The 17259-nt window shown below is 36.9% G+C and carries 16 protein-coding genes; 13 read left to right on the top strand and 3 right to left on the bottom strand.

Annotation, left to right across the window (positions count from 1 at the left end; genetic code table 11):
- Window positions 1-39: 39 nt before the first annotated feature.
- From mltG to A5816_RS07690, 8 genes are all read left to right on the top strand, one after another.
- Entirely contained in the window at window positions 40-1215 is a 1176-nt protein-coding gene (mltG, locus tag A5816_RS07725) for an endolytic transglycosylase MltG (protein WP_002289159.1), read from the top strand.
- Between the two features lie 135 nt (window positions 1216-1350).
- Complete coding sequence (gene greA, locus A5816_RS07720) at window positions 1351-1830, top strand: transcription elongation factor GreA (protein WP_002289156.1); 480 nt, start codon at window positions 1351-1353, stop codon at window positions 1828-1830.
- 168 nt (window positions 1831-1998) lie between these two features.
- Window positions 1999-2730 (top strand): cell wall-active antibiotics response protein LiaF, encoded by a 732-nt coding sequence (gene liaF, locus A5816_RS07715; protein WP_002327152.1) that lies wholly within the window; start codon window positions 1999-2001, stop codon window positions 2728-2730.
- On the top strand, window positions 2727-3794 hold the full coding sequence (gene liaS / locus A5816_RS07710; protein ID WP_010733409.1) for a two-component system sensor histidine kinase LiaS: 1068 nt from the start codon (window positions 2727-2729) through the stop codon (window positions 3792-3794). The genes liaF and liaS overlap by 4 nt, the downstream gene beginning before the upstream one ends.
- Before the next feature lie 6 nt (window positions 3795-3800).
- A complete protein-coding gene (locus A5816_RS07705; RefSeq protein ID WP_002289153.1) occupies window positions 3801-4433 on the top strand; it encodes a response regulator transcription factor in 633 nt (210 codons plus the stop codon).
- Window positions 4434-4609: 176 nt separating this feature from the next.
- Window positions 4610-7723 (top strand): N-acetylmuramoyl-L-alanine amidase, encoded by a 3114-nt coding sequence (locus A5816_RS07700; RefSeq protein WP_086311051.1) that lies wholly within the window; start codon window positions 4610-4612, stop codon window positions 7721-7723.
- A 243-nt stretch (window positions 7724-7966) separates the two neighbouring features.
- On the top strand, window positions 7967-8632 hold the full coding sequence (locus tag A5816_RS07695) for a TrkA family potassium uptake protein (RefSeq protein ID WP_002292869.1): 666 nt from the start codon (window positions 7967-7969) through the stop codon (window positions 8630-8632).
- A 16-nt stretch (window positions 8633-8648) separates the two neighbouring features.
- Window positions 8649-8942, top strand: a complete 294-nt coding sequence (locus A5816_RS07690; RefSeq protein WP_002292868.1) for a HesB/YadR/YfhF family protein — start codon at window positions 8649-8651, stop codon at window positions 8940-8942.
- A gap of 59 nt (window positions 8943-9001) precedes the next feature.
- On the opposite strand, the gene A5816_RS07685 is transcribed toward A5816_RS07690, so the two are convergent.
- Both A5816_RS07685 and A5816_RS07680 read right to left on the bottom strand, forming a co-directional pair.
- Window positions 9002-9949: a phosphoglycerate dehydrogenase gene (locus A5816_RS07685; RefSeq protein ID WP_086311050.1), complete on the bottom strand. Its 948-nt coding sequence runs from the start codon at window positions 9947-9949 to the stop codon at window positions 9002-9004.
- 218 nt (window positions 9950-10167) lie between these two features.
- Complete coding sequence (locus A5816_RS07680; protein ID WP_086311049.1) at window positions 10168-10971, bottom strand: DUF1189 domain-containing protein; 804 nt, start codon at window positions 10969-10971, stop codon at window positions 10168-10170.
- 145 nt (window positions 10972-11116) lie between these two features.
- Here A5816_RS07680 and A5816_RS07675 point away from each other — a divergent pair, with 145 nt between their 5' ends.
- The 4 genes from A5816_RS07675 to A5816_RS07660 all read left to right on the top strand — a co-directional run bounded on the left by A5816_RS07675 (window position 11117) and on the right by A5816_RS07660 (window position 13576).
- Window positions 11117-12031 (top strand): cation diffusion facilitator family transporter, encoded by a 915-nt coding sequence (locus tag A5816_RS07675; protein WP_086311177.1) that lies wholly within the window; start codon window positions 11117-11119, stop codon window positions 12029-12031.
- A 47-nt stretch (window positions 12032-12078) separates the two neighbouring features.
- Window positions 12079-12549, top strand: a complete 471-nt coding sequence (locus A5816_RS07670; protein WP_002310319.1) for a GtrA family protein — start codon at window positions 12079-12081, stop codon at window positions 12547-12549.
- An 84-nt stretch (window positions 12550-12633) separates the two neighbouring features.
- Entirely contained in the window at window positions 12634-13242 is a 609-nt protein-coding gene (locus A5816_RS07665) for a superoxide dismutase (RefSeq protein WP_010733414.1), read from the top strand.
- Window positions 13243-13375: 133 nt separating this feature from the next.
- Window positions 13376-13576, top strand: a complete 201-nt coding sequence (locus tag A5816_RS07660; RefSeq protein WP_002292860.1) for a cold-shock protein — start codon at window positions 13376-13378, stop codon at window positions 13574-13576.
- 49 nt (window positions 13577-13625) lie between these two features.
- Here A5816_RS07660 and A5816_RS07655 read toward each other — a convergent pair whose 3' ends face one another.
- Complete coding sequence (locus tag A5816_RS07655; protein ID WP_086311048.1) at window positions 13626-15074, bottom strand: helix-turn-helix domain-containing protein; 1449 nt, start codon at window positions 15072-15074, stop codon at window positions 13626-13628.
- A gap of 536 nt (window positions 15075-15610) precedes the next feature.
- Here A5816_RS07655 and A5816_RS07650 point away from each other — a divergent pair.
- Window positions 15611-17259, top strand: a 1649-nt coding sequence (locus A5816_RS07650) for an adhesive domain-containing protein (protein WP_086311047.1), incomplete at its 3' end; no start/stop codon positions are given.

Here is a 17259-nt window from a genome sequence, read left to right as displayed (position 1 = left end):
TAAACAGAGTTACGAAGATGATAGTAAGGAGGAGTTGTTTTGTCAGGAAACAAACAACACCCAAGTAAAGATAAAAAAGAAGCCAGTAAGGCAGCTACAGCAGATATAATCGACAAGCGGAGAAATCTGCGTAAAAAAGAAGATAAGATTGTGAGGAAGATCATTTTAGTGATCGCTCTTACATTATTGATTATTGGCGGATTTCTTGGATTTACCGTGTATCGCTATGTAGATAGCGGGTTGAAGCCTTTAGATAAATCAGATGACCAATTAGTCCAAGTGGAGATCCCAAGTGGCTCTTCTAACAAGCAGATTGGTGAGATTTTGGAGAAGGACAATATTATTAAAAGCGGGATTGTTTTCAATTACTATACAAAATTTAAAAATTTAACTGGCTTTCAAGCTGGCTATTATCAGTTAGCGCCTAATATGACTCTTGACGAGATTGGCAAACAGCTGCAAGAAGGCGGCACTTCTGAGCCAACAAAAGTTGCAGATGGGAAAATTGCCATTCCAGAAGGTTACGATATCGATCAGATTGCTGAACGGGTAGCGAAGGTAACTGGTAAAGACAAGAAAGAATTTTTAGATTTAGTGAATGATGAGACTTTCTTTAACGAGTTGCACCAAAAATTCCCAGAACTGTTGGAAAGTGCATCTAAAGCTGAGAACACAAAATACCGTTTGGAAGGTTACTTATTCCCAGCCACATATGATTATTACACGAGTACTTCGCTTAAGGATCTAGTGATTGAAATGGTGAACAAGACGAATACGGTCATGCAAAACTATTATTCAGCTATCAAGCAGAAAAATTTGACTGTACAAGAAGTTTTAACTCTAGCTTCTCTAGTTGAAAAAGAAGGCGTAAAAGAAAATGATCGTAAAAACATTGCACAAGTCTTCTTTAACCGAATCAAGGCAAATATGCCACTTCAGTCAGATATCTCTGTTTTATACGCATTAGGTGAACACAAAGAATTAGTGACGTATGAAGATACAGCTGTAGATTCACCATATAATTTGTATACCAATACCGGCTATGGACCTGGACCTTTTGACAATCCAAGCGAAGAGGCAATCAAGGCAGTATTAGAACCAGCGGAAAATGACTATTATTATTTCGTAGCAGATACGAGCACTGGAAATGTTTATTTCGCTAAAACATATGAAGAACATATGGAATTAGTGGAAAAATATGTAAATAATTCTTAGAAAAACAGGCTCTAGACATTGATCATTTTTAGAAAAACATTTACATTTGAAGAAAAGCGTGGTAATCTTTTTTGGACTATATTCCTCAAAAGATTACCTTTTGCGGTATTTTATCGAAAAAAGGAGACGTTACACATGGTAGAGAAAGTTTATCCAATGACTCTAGAAGGTAAAGAAAAATTAGAAAAAGAATTAGAAGAACTAAAAACAGTCAAACGCGGAGAAATCATTGAACGAATCAAAATTGCCCGCGGTTTCGGAGATCTTTCCGAAAACTCCGAATATGAATCAGCGAAAGATGAACAAGCATTTGTTGAAGGAAGAATCACAACAATTGAAAATATGATTCGTTTTGCTCAAATCATCGATAACGACGGTGTAGATGCAGATGAGGTATCAATTGGTAAAACAGTTACATTCATCGAATTACCAGATGGAGAAGAAGAAGAGTACACGATTGTCGGAAGCGCTGAAGCAGATCCGTTTTCTGGCAAAATTTCCAATGATTCTCCTATTGCGCAAGCATTGATTGGCAAACGTAAAAATGATGAAGTAACTATTGCTACTCCAGGTGGCGATATGTTAGTTAAAATCGTCAAAGTAGAACAAGCGTAGTCTGACTGAAAGATCTAGAGAGTTCATCTTACTGATGATACACTCTAGATCTTTTTCTCTTTGTATATTTCAGATTTCAACAAACGATCTTACATCTAAAGTCCTATAGCCAACAGTTAAAAAAATAGGTATGATGAAATGAGAATGTGTCAGGAGGGAGAAAGAGCGATGAATAGTTCTTGGCGTTTTTTTGTGGTAGTTGAAGCACTACTGCTGTTATTTGCTGTTTGGCAAATCGTAAACAATACTGGACTTTTACTTTTAGTGATATTCGGTATTTTTAATATATATCTAGCTATGCGCAAACATCCTCGTACTAAATTTCAAAATTTTCAATTGATATTAGGAAGTTTGGTCATTTTTTTTAGCTTAGTCAACAGTCCTGCTTTATGGATGATGGCTGTATTTGCCGTTTTATTTATTGGACTAAAAGGTGTAGAGATTTCAGGGATAGATTTAACCAAAAATGCTTTTTGGCGAAAGAAACAGATCATGATGGTCCAAACAGAGCAATTAAAAACACATAATAATGAGCGGAAAAGACAGCAATTATTCGGTAACCAACGTATTGGAAACGACGTCTATGAATGGGACGATATCAACATCGCCGTCATTTCTGGTGATACTATCATAGATTTGGGCAATACGCTTTTGCCAAAAGATGATAATATTGTGATTGTAAGAAAAGGGATAGGCAGAACACGGATCTTAGTACCTTTGGGCGTAGCCATCCGATTAGAGCATGCGACATTAGTAGGAAATGTCTTGTTTGAAGAAGAGCAATTTTCTTTGAAAAATGAACAAATCAAAATCTACAGCAGTGATTATGATGAAAACCCTCGTAGATTGAAGATTATTACCAATACCTTGATTGGAGATGTCGAGGTGATACGAATATGATGGGGAAAATATCCAGAGCGATGCTAGCTGTTTATTCGGGGATTGCGGCTTTCCTTATTATTCTATTTTCACTTTTCACTTATTTTTATGCCAGTAATCAAAGTCATTGGTGGGGAGAATTACTGCGTGCACGTTTATTATATGTTCCGCTTATCTTCCATTTGTTAGCCATTTCCTTAGGTGTAGGATTAATCGTCTTTCTATTATTATCACTTATTCAAAAGACAAAATACGGAAAAATTGAAGAAAAGCTGCGTGCACTCTCTTCTGGCAATTATGAATCCAAATTGTTGCTTCTTCCGATCCCAAGTGCATCGGACGATTTATACATCAAAGATATTGATATGGAAATCACTAAAATAAAAGAAAAAATGATTGAAGTATCTAGTGAATTACAAATTGTAACTAGCCGACCCCAATATGTAGATGGACAAACCAAAGAAGAAATTTTAGAATTAGAAAGACATCGATTAGCCCGTGAACTGCATGATTCAGTTTCACAACAATTGTTTGCAGCAATGATGATGATGTCGGCATTGACGGAGCAAGCAGAAAAAAGCGAGACACCAGAAATGTTCCGCAAGCAGTTGAAAATGGTAGCAGAGATCATCAACGCTTCCCAGTCTGAGATGCGTGCGCTGCTTCTTCATCTGCGTCCAGTCAATTTAGAAGAGAAAAGTTTAAAGCAAGGTATCGAGCAGTTATTGAAGGAATTGCAAAATAAAATCCAGATTTCGCTGAAATGGGATGTAGAAGATGTAAAACTATCTAGTTCCATTGAGGATCACTTGTTCCGAATCGTTCAAGAATTGTTATCAAATACATTAAGACATGCCAAAGCCAATGAATTAGAGGTATATTTGCATAAAATAGACAATAATCTTTTATTACGTATTATTGACGACGGAACAGGGTTTAATATGAATGAAACGAAAACGGGAAGTTATGGATTGAACAATATCAAAGAACGAGTAGCTGGTATTGGTGGAACAGTAAAAATCATTAGTTTTAAAGGGCAAGGTACAAGTGTAGAAATCAAGGTCCCTTTGATGAAGGAGGCATAGATAAGGATGATAAAAGTTTTATTAGTAGATGACCATGAAATGGTGCGCTTAGGCGTCTCTTCTTATTTATCTATCCAAGAAGACATTGAAGTAATTGGAGAAGCTGAAAATGGACGACAAGGCTATGAGAAGGCGATGACACTTCGACCGGACGTCATTTTAATGGACTTAGTCATGGAAGAAATGGATGGTATCGAATCAACAAAAGCAATCTTAAAAGATTGGCCAGAAGCTAAAATCATTATCGTAACCAGTTTTATTGATGACGAAAAAGTTTATCCTGCCATTGAAGCAGGCGCAGCAGGGTATTTGTTGAAGACTTCTACCGCACATGAAATTGCTGATGCTATAAGGGCAACGCAACGCGGCGAGCGAGTACTAGAACCAGAAGTGACAACAAAAATGATGGAAAAAATGAGTCGGCGAAATGAGCCTGTATTACATGAAGAACTAACGAATCGGGAAAATGAAATTTTAATGCTGATTTCTGAAGGGAAAAGTAATCAGGAAATAGCGGACGAATTGTTTATTACACTGAAAACAGTAAAAACACATGTTTCCAATATATTGGCTAAGCTAGAAGTGGAAGACCGTACACAAGCCGCTATCTATGCATTCAAACATGGTTTGGTGAAATAATGATTTTTTGAGGGAAAGATTTAGCTAATCTACCCTCTTTTTTTACATAAAATAAAGGATTCATCCTGTTTTTAATCTCTTTTTCTGTTCACCAACTGTTCATTTTTCTTTTTTTATAGTTTAATAGTAATAGGAGAAAACTTTATCCGAAAAGCGAAAGAACGAGGGAGAAAATTATGAAGAAAAAGTGGATAGGACTATTCTTAAGCCTGTTGTTATTGACAGGATCAATTGCGCCAAATGCTTATGCTGTTACTCAAAGCAGCATTTCTGATGAGATAAAAACGGAACATACAACAGAGACTTCCACACAACCAATGAGTGAGTCGACAACCCATGAAAGTACAGACGACTCCTTGCCACAGGACTCAGCCAAGGAAGAAGATTCTGGAGAATATTCAGAAAATAATGAAATAACAGAAAAAATAGAAATCAATAAAAGCAATTTTCCTGATGATCATTTTCGAAATTGGTTGTTGGAAATGATTGATACAGATAAAGATGGTTACTTATCAAATGAATTATTGGAAGTAACACAGTTAAACTTGGAAGGGTTACAGATACAGACACTAGAGGGAGTCAATTTCTTTAAACATTTAACGAAGATCGAAGTACAAAACAATGAGCTGAAAGAGTTAGATGTACACGAGTTAAAGAAATTAGCGTATTTAGATGTTTCATCTAACCAACTTTCAAAAATTGATCTTTCCCAAAATAGCGAATTAACGTATTTTAAGGGAGAAAATCAAACGGTTACAAGTATTGCAAATAAAATGGATAATAAATGGGAAATAAATGATGACACGCTGAAACCAGAGAAAGAACAAACGATTTTAGAAACAGAAAAATGGCAGTATGATGGAAGTCACTTTTATTCAAGCGAACAGACTCCATTAAGCTATATTTATGAAGTAGATTTTTCAGACGACGCAGTATTAGAAGAGGCAGCAGAAAAAACATTGACAGTAAAAGTGATGATCGAATATATGGAACCAGAACAAAAAGAGGCTGATTCTATCGTACCTGATTCATCATCTATAGTATTGAAGAAAGGAGAAACAAAACAACTTGCGTACACGAATGTCCCCGATGGAAGTATTATATCGGATCCGTTATGGGAATCTTCTAACCCATCAGTAGTAGAAGTAGATGAGAACGGTAAAGTAACAGCAAAAGAAGCTGGGGAAGCCAAGGTAGAGTTGAAGAACGCTGAAAAAGTCCTCGGTGAATTCACGATCATTGTAAAAGCTGAAAAAAATGAATCTCAGACAAAAGAAACAGCACAAACTTCTGACGAAACCACAGATCGTTCACCAATTTATAGACGAAGTGCGTTAGCTGCGACGCCTACGATCACCTATCAAACACATGTACAAGATATTGGTTGGCAAACACCAACTGCTAATGGAGAAGTTGCTGGAACAACTGGACAGAAAAAAAGGATAGAAGCTATCAGAATTCAAGTGAACAACAGTTCATTAAATGGTGACATTGAATATAGCAGTCATATTCAAGAACAAGGATGGCAATCATATGTTAGAAATGGTGGTAACTCTGGTACAACGGGTAATTCACTTCGTATGGAAGCCATACGTATTCGTTTAACAGGTCAGTTAAGTCAATATTATGATATTTACTATAGAGTACATTCAGCAGAGTTTGGATGGCTAGGGTGGGCAAAGAACGGAAAAGATGCAGGAACTTCAGGTTTTAGTTATCGCATGGAAGCCATACAAATTCAGTTAGTAGAAAAGGGGAAGAAAGGGCCTTTGGAAAGCACAGCTTACTACCAAAGAAATTCTTTAATTCCTCCAAATATCAATTATCAAACATACATCCAAAATATAGGGTGGCAGAATCCACAATCAAATGGGTTAACAGCTGGAACTGTAGGAGAAAAACTTAGGTTAGAAGCTATTCGTATGAATGTAACCGATTCTGAATTTTCTGGTACAGTTAAATACAGTAGCCACATTCAAGACGTTGGTTGGCAAAAAGAGCAAGAAAATAATGATATCTCTGGTACTAATGGTCAAAACAAAAGAATTGAAGCAGTAAAAATACGGTTAACAGATGATTTAAATAAATTTTTTGATGTATATTACAGAGTACACTCAGCGGAATTCGGATGGTTAGGCTGGACAAAGAATGGAAGTGAAGCTGGTAGCTCTGGTTTTTCATTTCAAATGGAAGCAATCCAAGTTCAGTTAGTAGTAAAGGGGCAGAATGGACCAACTACCTCTATTCCTTATTATGAAAAAAATAAACTAACGGTACCAACCATAAACTACCAAGCACATTTACGAAATATTGGCTGGCAATCTGTTCAAAGTAATGGAAACAATGCGGGGCTGACAGGGCAAAGTGCTAGGATAGAAGCTTTAAGAATCAATGTAGCAAACACGCCACTTCCTGGTGCAGTGGAGTATACAAGTCATGTACAAAATATAGGTTGGCAAAATTATAGTAGAAATAACGAGATTTCGGGAACAACTGGAAGAGCTCTTCATACAGAGGCAGTTCGAATACGTTTGACTGGACAATTAAATCGTTTCTATGACATTTATTACCGAGTCCATTCAGCACGTCTTGGCTGGTTAGATTGGGCAAAAAATGATCAATATGCTGGAACATCTAGATTGAATTTACCAATGGAAGCAATCCAGATCATAATTGTCAAAAAAGGTGCAGCGGCCCCTGGACCAACGACGAATCCTTATCAGACATCTATTAATCATCTATTTGTGATGGGACATGGAGTCAATGATCCTGGAGCTTCTTATAATGGTGTCAATGAGCGTGATTTTACTAGAGGAGAATTGATGCCTCATTTACAAAGATGGGCTGCTCGCTTAACGAGGAATCGGATCACTTTTTATAATACAGCTGCAGATATGTATCAGGATTCTCAACGTATGCAAGGTGCATATACGATTAGCAGTTCATTTTCTTCTGTATCAGAATTTCATTTAGACAGTGGCGTCATTGGGGTTAGCACTGGCGGTCATGTAATCGCTCATCGTAATGGGAACTCATTGACTGCACAAAATTATGCAATCGCCAATGTCATACGAAATTATGTAGGTCTTTGGGGATCGGTACAAAACACAGGAGGGATCAATCTGCGAGCTGACTTACTAAACATGAATGTATTACAATCAAGAGGGATACCTTACCGTTTAGCTGAGTTAGGCTTCATAACGAATACAAATGATGTAGCAAATATCCGAAATAATATCGATATGATCGCCAAAGGAATTGTAGAGAGTGTGACTGGCGAAAATTTATAGTGAAACAAACTATACAAGAAAGATAGTGGGGAAAGTTTGGGACTGTGACAAAAGTCGTGTCGCAGTCCCTTTTTCCGAATAAACAGTATTCAAGAGACTGCTATCGGTAATAAGGCGCGATTTTGTCGTCGCCCAATGTTGAACGTCTCTTTTACAACCTCTTTTTCCGCAAAAGAATGCTTGCTTTTGTTTTTGTAAAGGCTTTGTTATACTGAGAAAAGAAGATACTAAAGGAGGAAAACGGTGAAACAAAATTTTGCAATTGTAGGTCTTGGACGATTTGGCGGAAGTATCTGCCGAACACTGATCGAAGCTGGTCAAGAAGTACTGGCTATTGATAGTAATGAAGACCGGGTCAATGAATATATGAATATAGCCACTCATGCTGTTGTGGCAAATGCACAGGACGAAATGACACTTCGATCATTAGGCATAAGAAATTTCGATCATGTAATTGTCGCTATTGGGGAAGATATTCAAGCCAGTATCTTAGTTACTCTGATGGTAAAGGAAATGGGCGTACCAAATATTTTAGCAAAAGCCCAAAATGAGTATCATGCCAGAGTACTTGAAAAGATCGGAGCTGATCGCGTCGTCCATCCTGAGCGAGACATGGGAATAAGGATTGCACATAATTTAGTATCAAAGAATATTTTAGATTACCTAGAGTTGTCAGATAAATATTCTTTAGCAGAAATCCGAGTATCCAATCCTAAATTTTTCAATAAAACATTATCTGAATTAAATTTCAGACAACGTTTTGACTTAACAGTAGTTGCAATTCGCAGAGTAGATCAAACGGTGATTGCTTCACCTGCAGCAGATGAATATGTTCGTGAAAACGATAATCTGCTAGTGATTGGTGAGACAGGCGATGTGGATATTTTAGACGATAAGATGAATCAATAGAAAGCAGGTTGTTAGGATGGAATTAACAGTAACGCCAAAAGCACAAAAATGGTTTGAATCAGAAATCGATCTGCCAGAAACTTACGGAATACGTTTTTTTGGAAAAGTCTACGGCAAAACAGAAGTTCATGATGGTTTTTCGATTGGGATGTCAGTGGAACAGCCTGAACATCCTGTCAAGAAAGTGGAAATAGATGGAACACTGTTTTTTATTGAGGATGCAGATGAATGGTTCTTCAAAGGGTATGATTTACTTGTTGATTATGATCCAAAACTAGAAGAACCAACCTATCACTTTAAAAAACAATAGAAACAAGAGGGTGTGACAACTTGTCACACCCTCTTGTTTAAAATAGGCTGATTCAGCTATCAATATCCTGCAGACAATTTGACTTGATTGGTTTGAAGGTCATGAGTAGCAAGGTAGCTTTTTAGATTAGTTAAAAAAATAGACATTAATTTCTTTTGAAAATCAGGTGTCAAACCTGCAATATGGGACGTGATCAGTACATTGTCCATTTTCCAAAGAGGGTGATCTTGTGGGAGAGGCTCCTCCTCAAAAACGTCTAATGCCGCAAAGGAAAGTTGTTGCTTGTTTAATGCTTGTATCAAATCTTGCGTTTTAACAGAAGCGCCACGACCGACATTGATAAATACAGCTTTTGAATCAAAGTGTTCAAATAGGTGTTGATCAAAGAGTCCAGTTGTTTCCTCCGTTAGAGGTAAGATATTGACGACGAAATCTACTTCTGGAAGGACTTCCTGAAGTTGCTTTAAAGAAAAAGTTTTTTCCATTCCTTCTGCTGGATGACCGGATGTATTGATTCCATAGCATATCATATCCAATGCTTTGACTTTCTTTGCAATCATTTTTCCAATATGGCCAGTTCCAATGATCAATATTTTTTTCCCTTGGATAGGTTGGTAATGGATTGAGGAACCTAACCATTTCATTTCACTCTGTGCCCTTTGTGCTTGGAAAAGACCGCGAGAATAACCTAGAATGATTCCTAATACGTGCTCGGAGATCGATTCACTGTGGATACCACTTCCATTTGAAAGTAAGATATGTTTTTTTGAAAATGCTTCAAGGGGGAGTTGATCAACTCCCGCTGAGATAGACTGTACCCATTTCAAATTAGAAGAGGCTAATAGTTTTTCTTGATAGTTTGAGTTCCAACCCAAACTGATCTCTACATTTGGTAGATCCTCTGGTTGTAATTCTGTCTTGAAGACATAACCAGGCGCTATAGTATGGATTTCTTCAATAAATTCGTCACGAAATGGACGATCTGCGTAAATGATTCTTTCTGACATAGTTAATTACCCGCCTTTCTTTACTTTAAGTGTAGCGCATATAAGAAGAACTTTGAAGTGCCATGCTTTTTTAGAAATTAATATTGTATAAATAAAAAAGAGTTGTGACAAAAGATGTGTCACAACTCTTTTTCCGAATAAACGGTGTTCCAGAAGTAGCTTCTGCCACAACCTCTAAAAGAGTTTATTGAAGTTGAAATAATAAGTTGTCTGTATTTCTAACTGATCGATATTTTTGACCATCCTTTGACAGCTTGAGCAAAAATAAAGATACCTGCAAAAGCAATAAATGCACTAGTGTCAAAAGAAGGGAGAAAGATCATCAAGAGTGTTGCAATGATAGTCGGCAACGAGATTGAATAGATCAATGTCTTCAAGCAATCAAGGAAAGTAGCTTTTGTTAGTCGAAAGCGTGCATAGAGAAAAGCAGCGATATTGGCAAATAGTAAAGTGATCAGCAGATTCAAGAAACTAGGATAAATCGAAAATAGAAAGGTCAGGGCTTTTACCCACATCGGTATAGATGCTTCACTTAAGAAGGATCGGAGCTGCTTACCTGTTAAATTTTTTAAAGATTCATTGGTGTAGGGAAGTTCTAACTGATTATTGTTCAATAAAGCAGAGGTAGTGCCTGTATTGGGAAGAGCAATGACAAGTTTGTCTTTTAACATCCCGACACTAACGAAATTTCCCATCAAATCAGTAGAGATGTCTTGTTCTGTACGTTTTCCCTCTGGATCAAATGTAAAGATAATGGAGTTTGTTTGATAAATGAAACCTTCTTTTTCTTTTGTTTGAAGCTGTCCGCTTTGGATTGTAAAATCAGGAATGCGGGTAGCAATCTTTTGTCCGTCCAATTGAATGTTATTTAAGACTTGAAAAACTTGAAAAGAGATTGGCAGAGCCATAATTACACTCAAAACCAGAAGATAGACAATAGCTTTCCAAAATGGAACGTTTCTCGCCTCCTTAAGGTCTTTGAATCGTATAAAGGAACTGATAATTAATTGTTTTGTTGTCATAAGTACTCCTCATCTAGTAGTGTCATCACTTGCAATTCTAGCGAAGTATCAAGTGAAATACAAGTGCTTTAAGGAAACATCTGAATGATTGGTGAAATATCAAAAAAATGTTATTCTTGATTTAAGATTAACCAATACAAATAAAATGGAGGAACGAATCGTGCATACACAGCCACAGAAATCATCAAAAAAGCTATTTGGGGTAGTGGTGCTGAATGCGGTGATCACTTTATCAGAATTTATTGGAGGGATTGCGTCGGGAAGTTTGTCTCTTGTTTCAGATGCTTTTCATAACCTTAGTGATACATTAGCAATCATTTTTTCTTATGGAGCACAAAAAATGGCCCAAAAAGAAGCAAATGAAAAGCATACGTATGGCTACCAACGTTTAGAAATATTGAGTGCGTTCATCAACTCATTCATACTGATCATATTATCCTTGTTTTTAGCTGCTGAAGCATTCAAACGGTTCAATTCCCCTGAAAAGATAAATAGTCATTTGATGCTGATAGTAGCAGTTATCGGATTGCTCGCGAATTTGTTTTCGACGTTATTGTTGAGACAAGAAGCAGACGAAAGTTTGAATATAAAATCTAGTTATCTGCATTTGTTAAGCGACACACTGTCTTCGATAAGTGTGATTATCGGAGCAGTTTTGATTCGATTTTTCGGTATCTATTGGATTGATCCAGTTATTACATTGGTCATTTCGATATATATATTGTTAGAAGCGATAATAGTGATTAAAAAAGCTGCGGCTATTTTGATACAAAGTGCACCTACAATCGACTATGAAAAAATGGAGCAAGAAATCAAAGCAATCGAAGGGGTAAAAGATGTTCATCATGTCCATATTTGGCAGTATAGCGAAAAGATTATTATTTTCGACGGACATATTGATTTTGAAGATCAGTTGCTAAGCGAGATTGAAAAGGCATATCCGCGTATAACTTCTTTGTTAAAATTAAAGTATGGGATTACACATGTAACGATCCAAGCAGAGACACATGTAAAAGACCAAAAAAAATTAATTTTTTTAAATAAAGATGAAAGTTACTGAAAAATAGAGTATGATAAATAAGAATTTCTAATAAGGTAGGTTGGCTCATGAAGCAGTATCGACAAATAAAAGGATATTTAGAAGCAAAGGGATATTGGGAGATACTGGTTTATCTCTTTTTTGGTGGTTTGGCTACGATTGTGAACTTTGTTAGTTTTGCCCTCGCACGCCAATATTTTGATTTAAGTATGGCTCTGTCCAATTCTATTTCATGGTTTTGTTCTGTATTGTTTGCTTTTGTGACGAACAAACTTTGGGTATTCCATTCAAAATCACCGAATTTTACACATGCACTTATTGAATGTGGTAAGTTCTTCTTTTACCGCATCCTTTCTTACGGGTTGGACATGGGAGCAATGGTGTTATTAATCAACGTCATGAACAGCAATGAATATGTGGCAAAAATTATCACTCAAATTATTGTTATCCTAGCTAATTACATTTTCAGCAAGTTGTTCATTTTCAAAGAAACTGAGGTTTTTGAAGAAGAAGTAGGCCAAGGAGAAAAAGACGACTAGGCATAACTATTGAAGAATTTCCTTCTCTTTGTTACTCTTTGTAATGTAGACATTATAAAGAAAACATTGAGGAGGAATTTTTTTATGACTTACACATTACCAGATTTACCTTATGCATATGACGCATTGGAACCTTACATTGATGAAGAAACGATGCACCTGCATCATGACAAGCATCACAATACTTACGTAACGAATTTAAATGCAGCAATCGAAAAATATCCAGAATTAGGCGAAAAAACAGTAGAAGAATTATTATCTGATATGGATGCTGTTCCAACAGATATCAAAACAGCTGTACGCAACAATGGTGGTGGACATGCTAACCATTCATTTTTCTGGGAAATCATGGCACCGAATGCGGGTGGCGAACCTACTGGGGCAATAAAAGAAGCAATTAACGAAGCTTTTGGTGATTTTTCTTCTTTTAAAGAAGAATTCAAAAAAGCAGCAGCTGGACGTTTTGGTTCTGGTTGGGCTTGGCTTGTACTGGAAAATGGGAAATTAGCTATTACCTCTACTGCAAATCAAGATTCTCCATTGATGGAAGGTAAGACACCAATTCTAGGTTTAGATGTTTGGGAACATGCTTACTATTTGAAATATAAAAATGTACGTCCAGACTACATTGCAGCATTCTGGAATGTTATTAATTGGGACGAAGTAAACAAACGTTTCGAAGCAGCAAAATAACTATTTTCTCCATCATATCAGTCTTAAAAATAATTTGGAAAATAAACGAGCGAAAGCTTGCGAGCGTTTTCTAAATTGGGTATAATGTTCTTGCAAGGTTACTTGCAAGAACTTTTTTGGAGGCTATACATTTATGGAACACGGAACAGTTAAATGGTTCAACAATGAAAAAGGATTTGGGTTTATTACAGTAGATGGCGGAGATGACGTATTTGTTCATTTCTCAGCAATTCAAGGAGACGGCTTCAAGAGCCTAGAAGAAGGCCAAGAAGTAGAATTTACGATTGTTGAAGGTGCGCGCGGTCCTCAAGCTGCTGAAGTGACTAAATTATAATAATTTGTTGGATAAAGACACGACTTCTTAGGGAGTCGTGTCTTTTTGTCTATTCAAGAAGTTTTTTGATTTCTTGACTAAGTAAATAGATTTGTTCACTAGACATTTCATAACTAATTGTCAAGCAAGGTACATCTTCTTCATAAGTAACGGTTTTTAAAGAAGTATCAGTTGTTCGGATGATCAATTCCGGCTTGAATAAAAGGTCATTAGTAAACACAACATTTAAATACATACTCAGCTGTTCTTGAAGAATTTCCATATATGCTAACTCCAAACCAATCGGAAGGTCACTCTCAAATTTGATTTTGATTTCTTTATTAAAGTAAGTAGGAGAAATGATCAACATGAACGCTTCTGCTAAATTCCAAGAATGCAACCAATCAAGTTCCTCAGATTCGTTTTTTAATTGTTCCGTTAATCGATTGATTTCTCGGTGGAATGCCGGATAACTCATCTCGATAAAAGAGGTAATTTCATGTTTGACGATCGAAAATTGAGGAAATAGCAATCCATGCATCCCATTTGCGAGCAGTGTACTGTTCAACAGCGACTTTTTTGAATGGATTTGGGCAGACTTGAATCGATTGGAGTAAATATAAGAATAAAAACTAGTCTGCAGTTGTTTTACAGGGGTCGCAATTTTTGTATGGATACGTAAAGCAGTTTGCAGATAGTCCTCTTTCAAATAAAAAGCAGCCCGAGATTGCATCCAAAGAAACAAGAACATGCTATCTGTCAGATTGAAACGCATACGTTTATAATTCGTTGTTAAGTCTTCAGCCATTTTTTCAAAGCCATTCCAAAGGTCAAGTGAAAAATCAGGCAATTCTTTTGTGGGGATAACGTGTCCCTGTTGAGAACGAAGATAAGTAACAGCTAGTATAAAGGACCATTCGATCATTTTTATCTTATTTGGTTTTTGATGAACGATAGCAAAAGAATCTTCCACTTCTGAAAATAATTGATGGAACTCTATTGAAGCAAAAGGCCATTCAACACTGCGATAGGATGGCCATAGTATCAAATAAATCAAATAACGAATTTGCATCTCACTTCCTTTGAAATACATCTCGCCTTTTTTTGTTTTGATCTGCAGTTGATATTTTTTTAGTATCTGATTGATGCGAGTAATGTGCCGCCGAAGGATGGATTCACTGATGTTATTATCCTCAGAGAATTCCGCAATCGTTACTTTCGAGTCAAGGCATAAATTTTTCAATAGATGAAAAATAGGCGAGCGCTTCAAAATGGACAGAATCAATTCTTGAAAATCCGAATTGGTACCTAAAAATAAATAATTACGCCCTTCCTTTCTGAACTGATCGCTAATGGAGAGGGTACGTACTTGTTCACAATAATTTTGTACAGAACGTTTGTCACAAGCAGTGAATTCAGCTAATTGTTCGATAGACCAAATTTTATTGGAATGATAGATGGTATCAAGAATAGTAATCTGTAAACGTGTGGTCTTTTCCAATAATGAATAAAAATCCATGAATTTTAGTTCCTCCAATCAATAGTTAGTACTTAAGTTATCTTGATATTAAAAAACAATGTTATTTTTATCAAAAAATGTATGCAGAAAAAACAATTTATAATAAAAAAAGTTTGTTATATGAAAAGCTATACCTTTAGTTTGATAAACAAAAGATTAATTTTAGTGTTATTTTATTTATTTGTGAATAAATTTACTTCAAAAAAGATAAAAATATTTTTTATTCTTTTATGCTTAATTTCATTATAATTCATCTCATAAAAAAAGCATAATTTTATACTAAAAATAGAAAATCGATTATTTTGTACTTTATTTTCGTGAAAACTGGATGGTTATTTAAAAAAAGATTAAAACTTAATAATAGATTTATCATTGAGAAGTTGTTAAACTTCCTCTGACTTAAGTTGAAAACAAAATCTGCACAAAAAGATATCTTTTTGATTAAAAAATGTTAGCTAAGGGGTGTTGTAATCTTTTCTTTTTTATAACGATCAAAAATTTGGGGATGAACGATAGAAGGGTGACAGGAGGACAAAATGAAAAAGGATTATAAAAAAAGTATGAACCAGAAGGCACGGGCAAAAAGTAGATCGAAAAAAATCTTGCTTGCCGGTACATCCATTGCAGCTGGTGTGATGTTAGGGATCACACCAATCTCAATGGCTACGCCATTATTTACTATTGGTTCCCAACAAGTACATGCAGATGTAATCAGTGGGCAACTGTTTAACAATCTAAGTACGGAAAATACCAGTGAGACTACAGCTGATGCACCATTTCCTCTTCAGGGGGCAACTCGGAATGTTGATTTTGTTATATCAGCGAATAGTGGTCTTGATGTTAGCGTGATTAATGGAACGCGTCGTGCTGTCTTAGCTATTCCAGAAGAAATGCAAGGATTGGTCACTCCGAATGGAACTGGTACTTTCTACACAGATATCTTGCTTCCAGGAAATAGTTTAGCACCTCTATTAAATATTGTAGATGGAGCGGTGACTACTTTGGTAGGAGCAGTAGAAGGTTTGATTAATTTGAATCCTTTAGCTACAGTGAACCTTTCGGAAGTTTATGAACAACTTGCTTTATTGAATAATCTAAGTACACTGACTTCTGCTGAAGTAGAATTGCAGCTTCAAATGCAAGGGGATGAATACATCTACGGAGAGCTAGACGGTGCATTGGAAACCGTGATACGAGAAAATTTAAGTAATATATTGAACGGAATCAATAATGCAGTTCAAGCAATCGAAGCAACTTCAACCGGAGGGCTGCTTGGAGATGTAGCGGCCGGAACGATCAATACTGCTTTAGCAGTTACAGTCAAACCAGCGTTCAATCTTACGTTTAATACCGCTTTAGCATTGGTGAATGTCGGTTCTTCTTTCCTTGGTAATCTTGCTGATGCAAGTATTTTGGGTGAAACGACTGTTACTATACCGACAACAATCCAAGATCCTACTTATGCAGACTTAACAAATGCAGGTGTCGACATGACTGTTCCTTATGAAGCAGGATTTATCGGTACCATTCTTAAATCAGACATTCTATCGATCTCTATTGCTTCGAATGTTGATGGCTATTCTCCAGTGTTTTATGCAGCTGAAGAAGTCACTGCTCCTTATAACGTAGAAGTTACAGGTAATTCTACTGATGGTTATGAGGTGACTGGGATGGCAGATCCAAATGCCACAGTTCGTATTTATGATGACGAAGGAAATATGATTGCAGAAGGTCAAGCAGATGAAAATGGTAATTTTGCTATTCCAGTCTCGGCAGAAGATGTTGTTCCTTTAGAACAGATCCAATTGATTGCTTATGATGAAAATGGTGTAGCAAGTGCGCCAACAGCAGCAATTATTCCAGATGATGATGAAGGAGATGCGGATGCCGACGCGGATGCCGACGCCGATGCGGATGCTGACGCCGATGCGGATGCTGACGCTGATGCTGACGCGGATGCCGACGCCGACGCAGATGCCGACGCTGACGCCGATGCGGATGCTGATGCTGATGCCGACGCAGATGCCGACGCTGACGCAGACGCTGATGCTGACGCCGACGCCGATGCGGATGCTGATGCCGATGCTGACGCCGACGCCGATGCTGATGCCGATGCTGACGCGGATGCTGATGCCGATGCGGATGCTGACGCCGATGCGGATGCCGACGCAGATGCCGACGCTGA

It is taken from the genome of Enterococcus sp. 3G1_DIV0629, assembly GCF_002141285.1.
GTDB classification, from domain to species: Bacteria; Bacillota; Bacilli; order Lactobacillales; family Enterococcaceae; genus Enterococcus_B; species Enterococcus_B lactis.
Note: the sequence above shows the minus strand (reverse complement) of the source record. Positions and strands in the feature narration are given on the sequence as shown.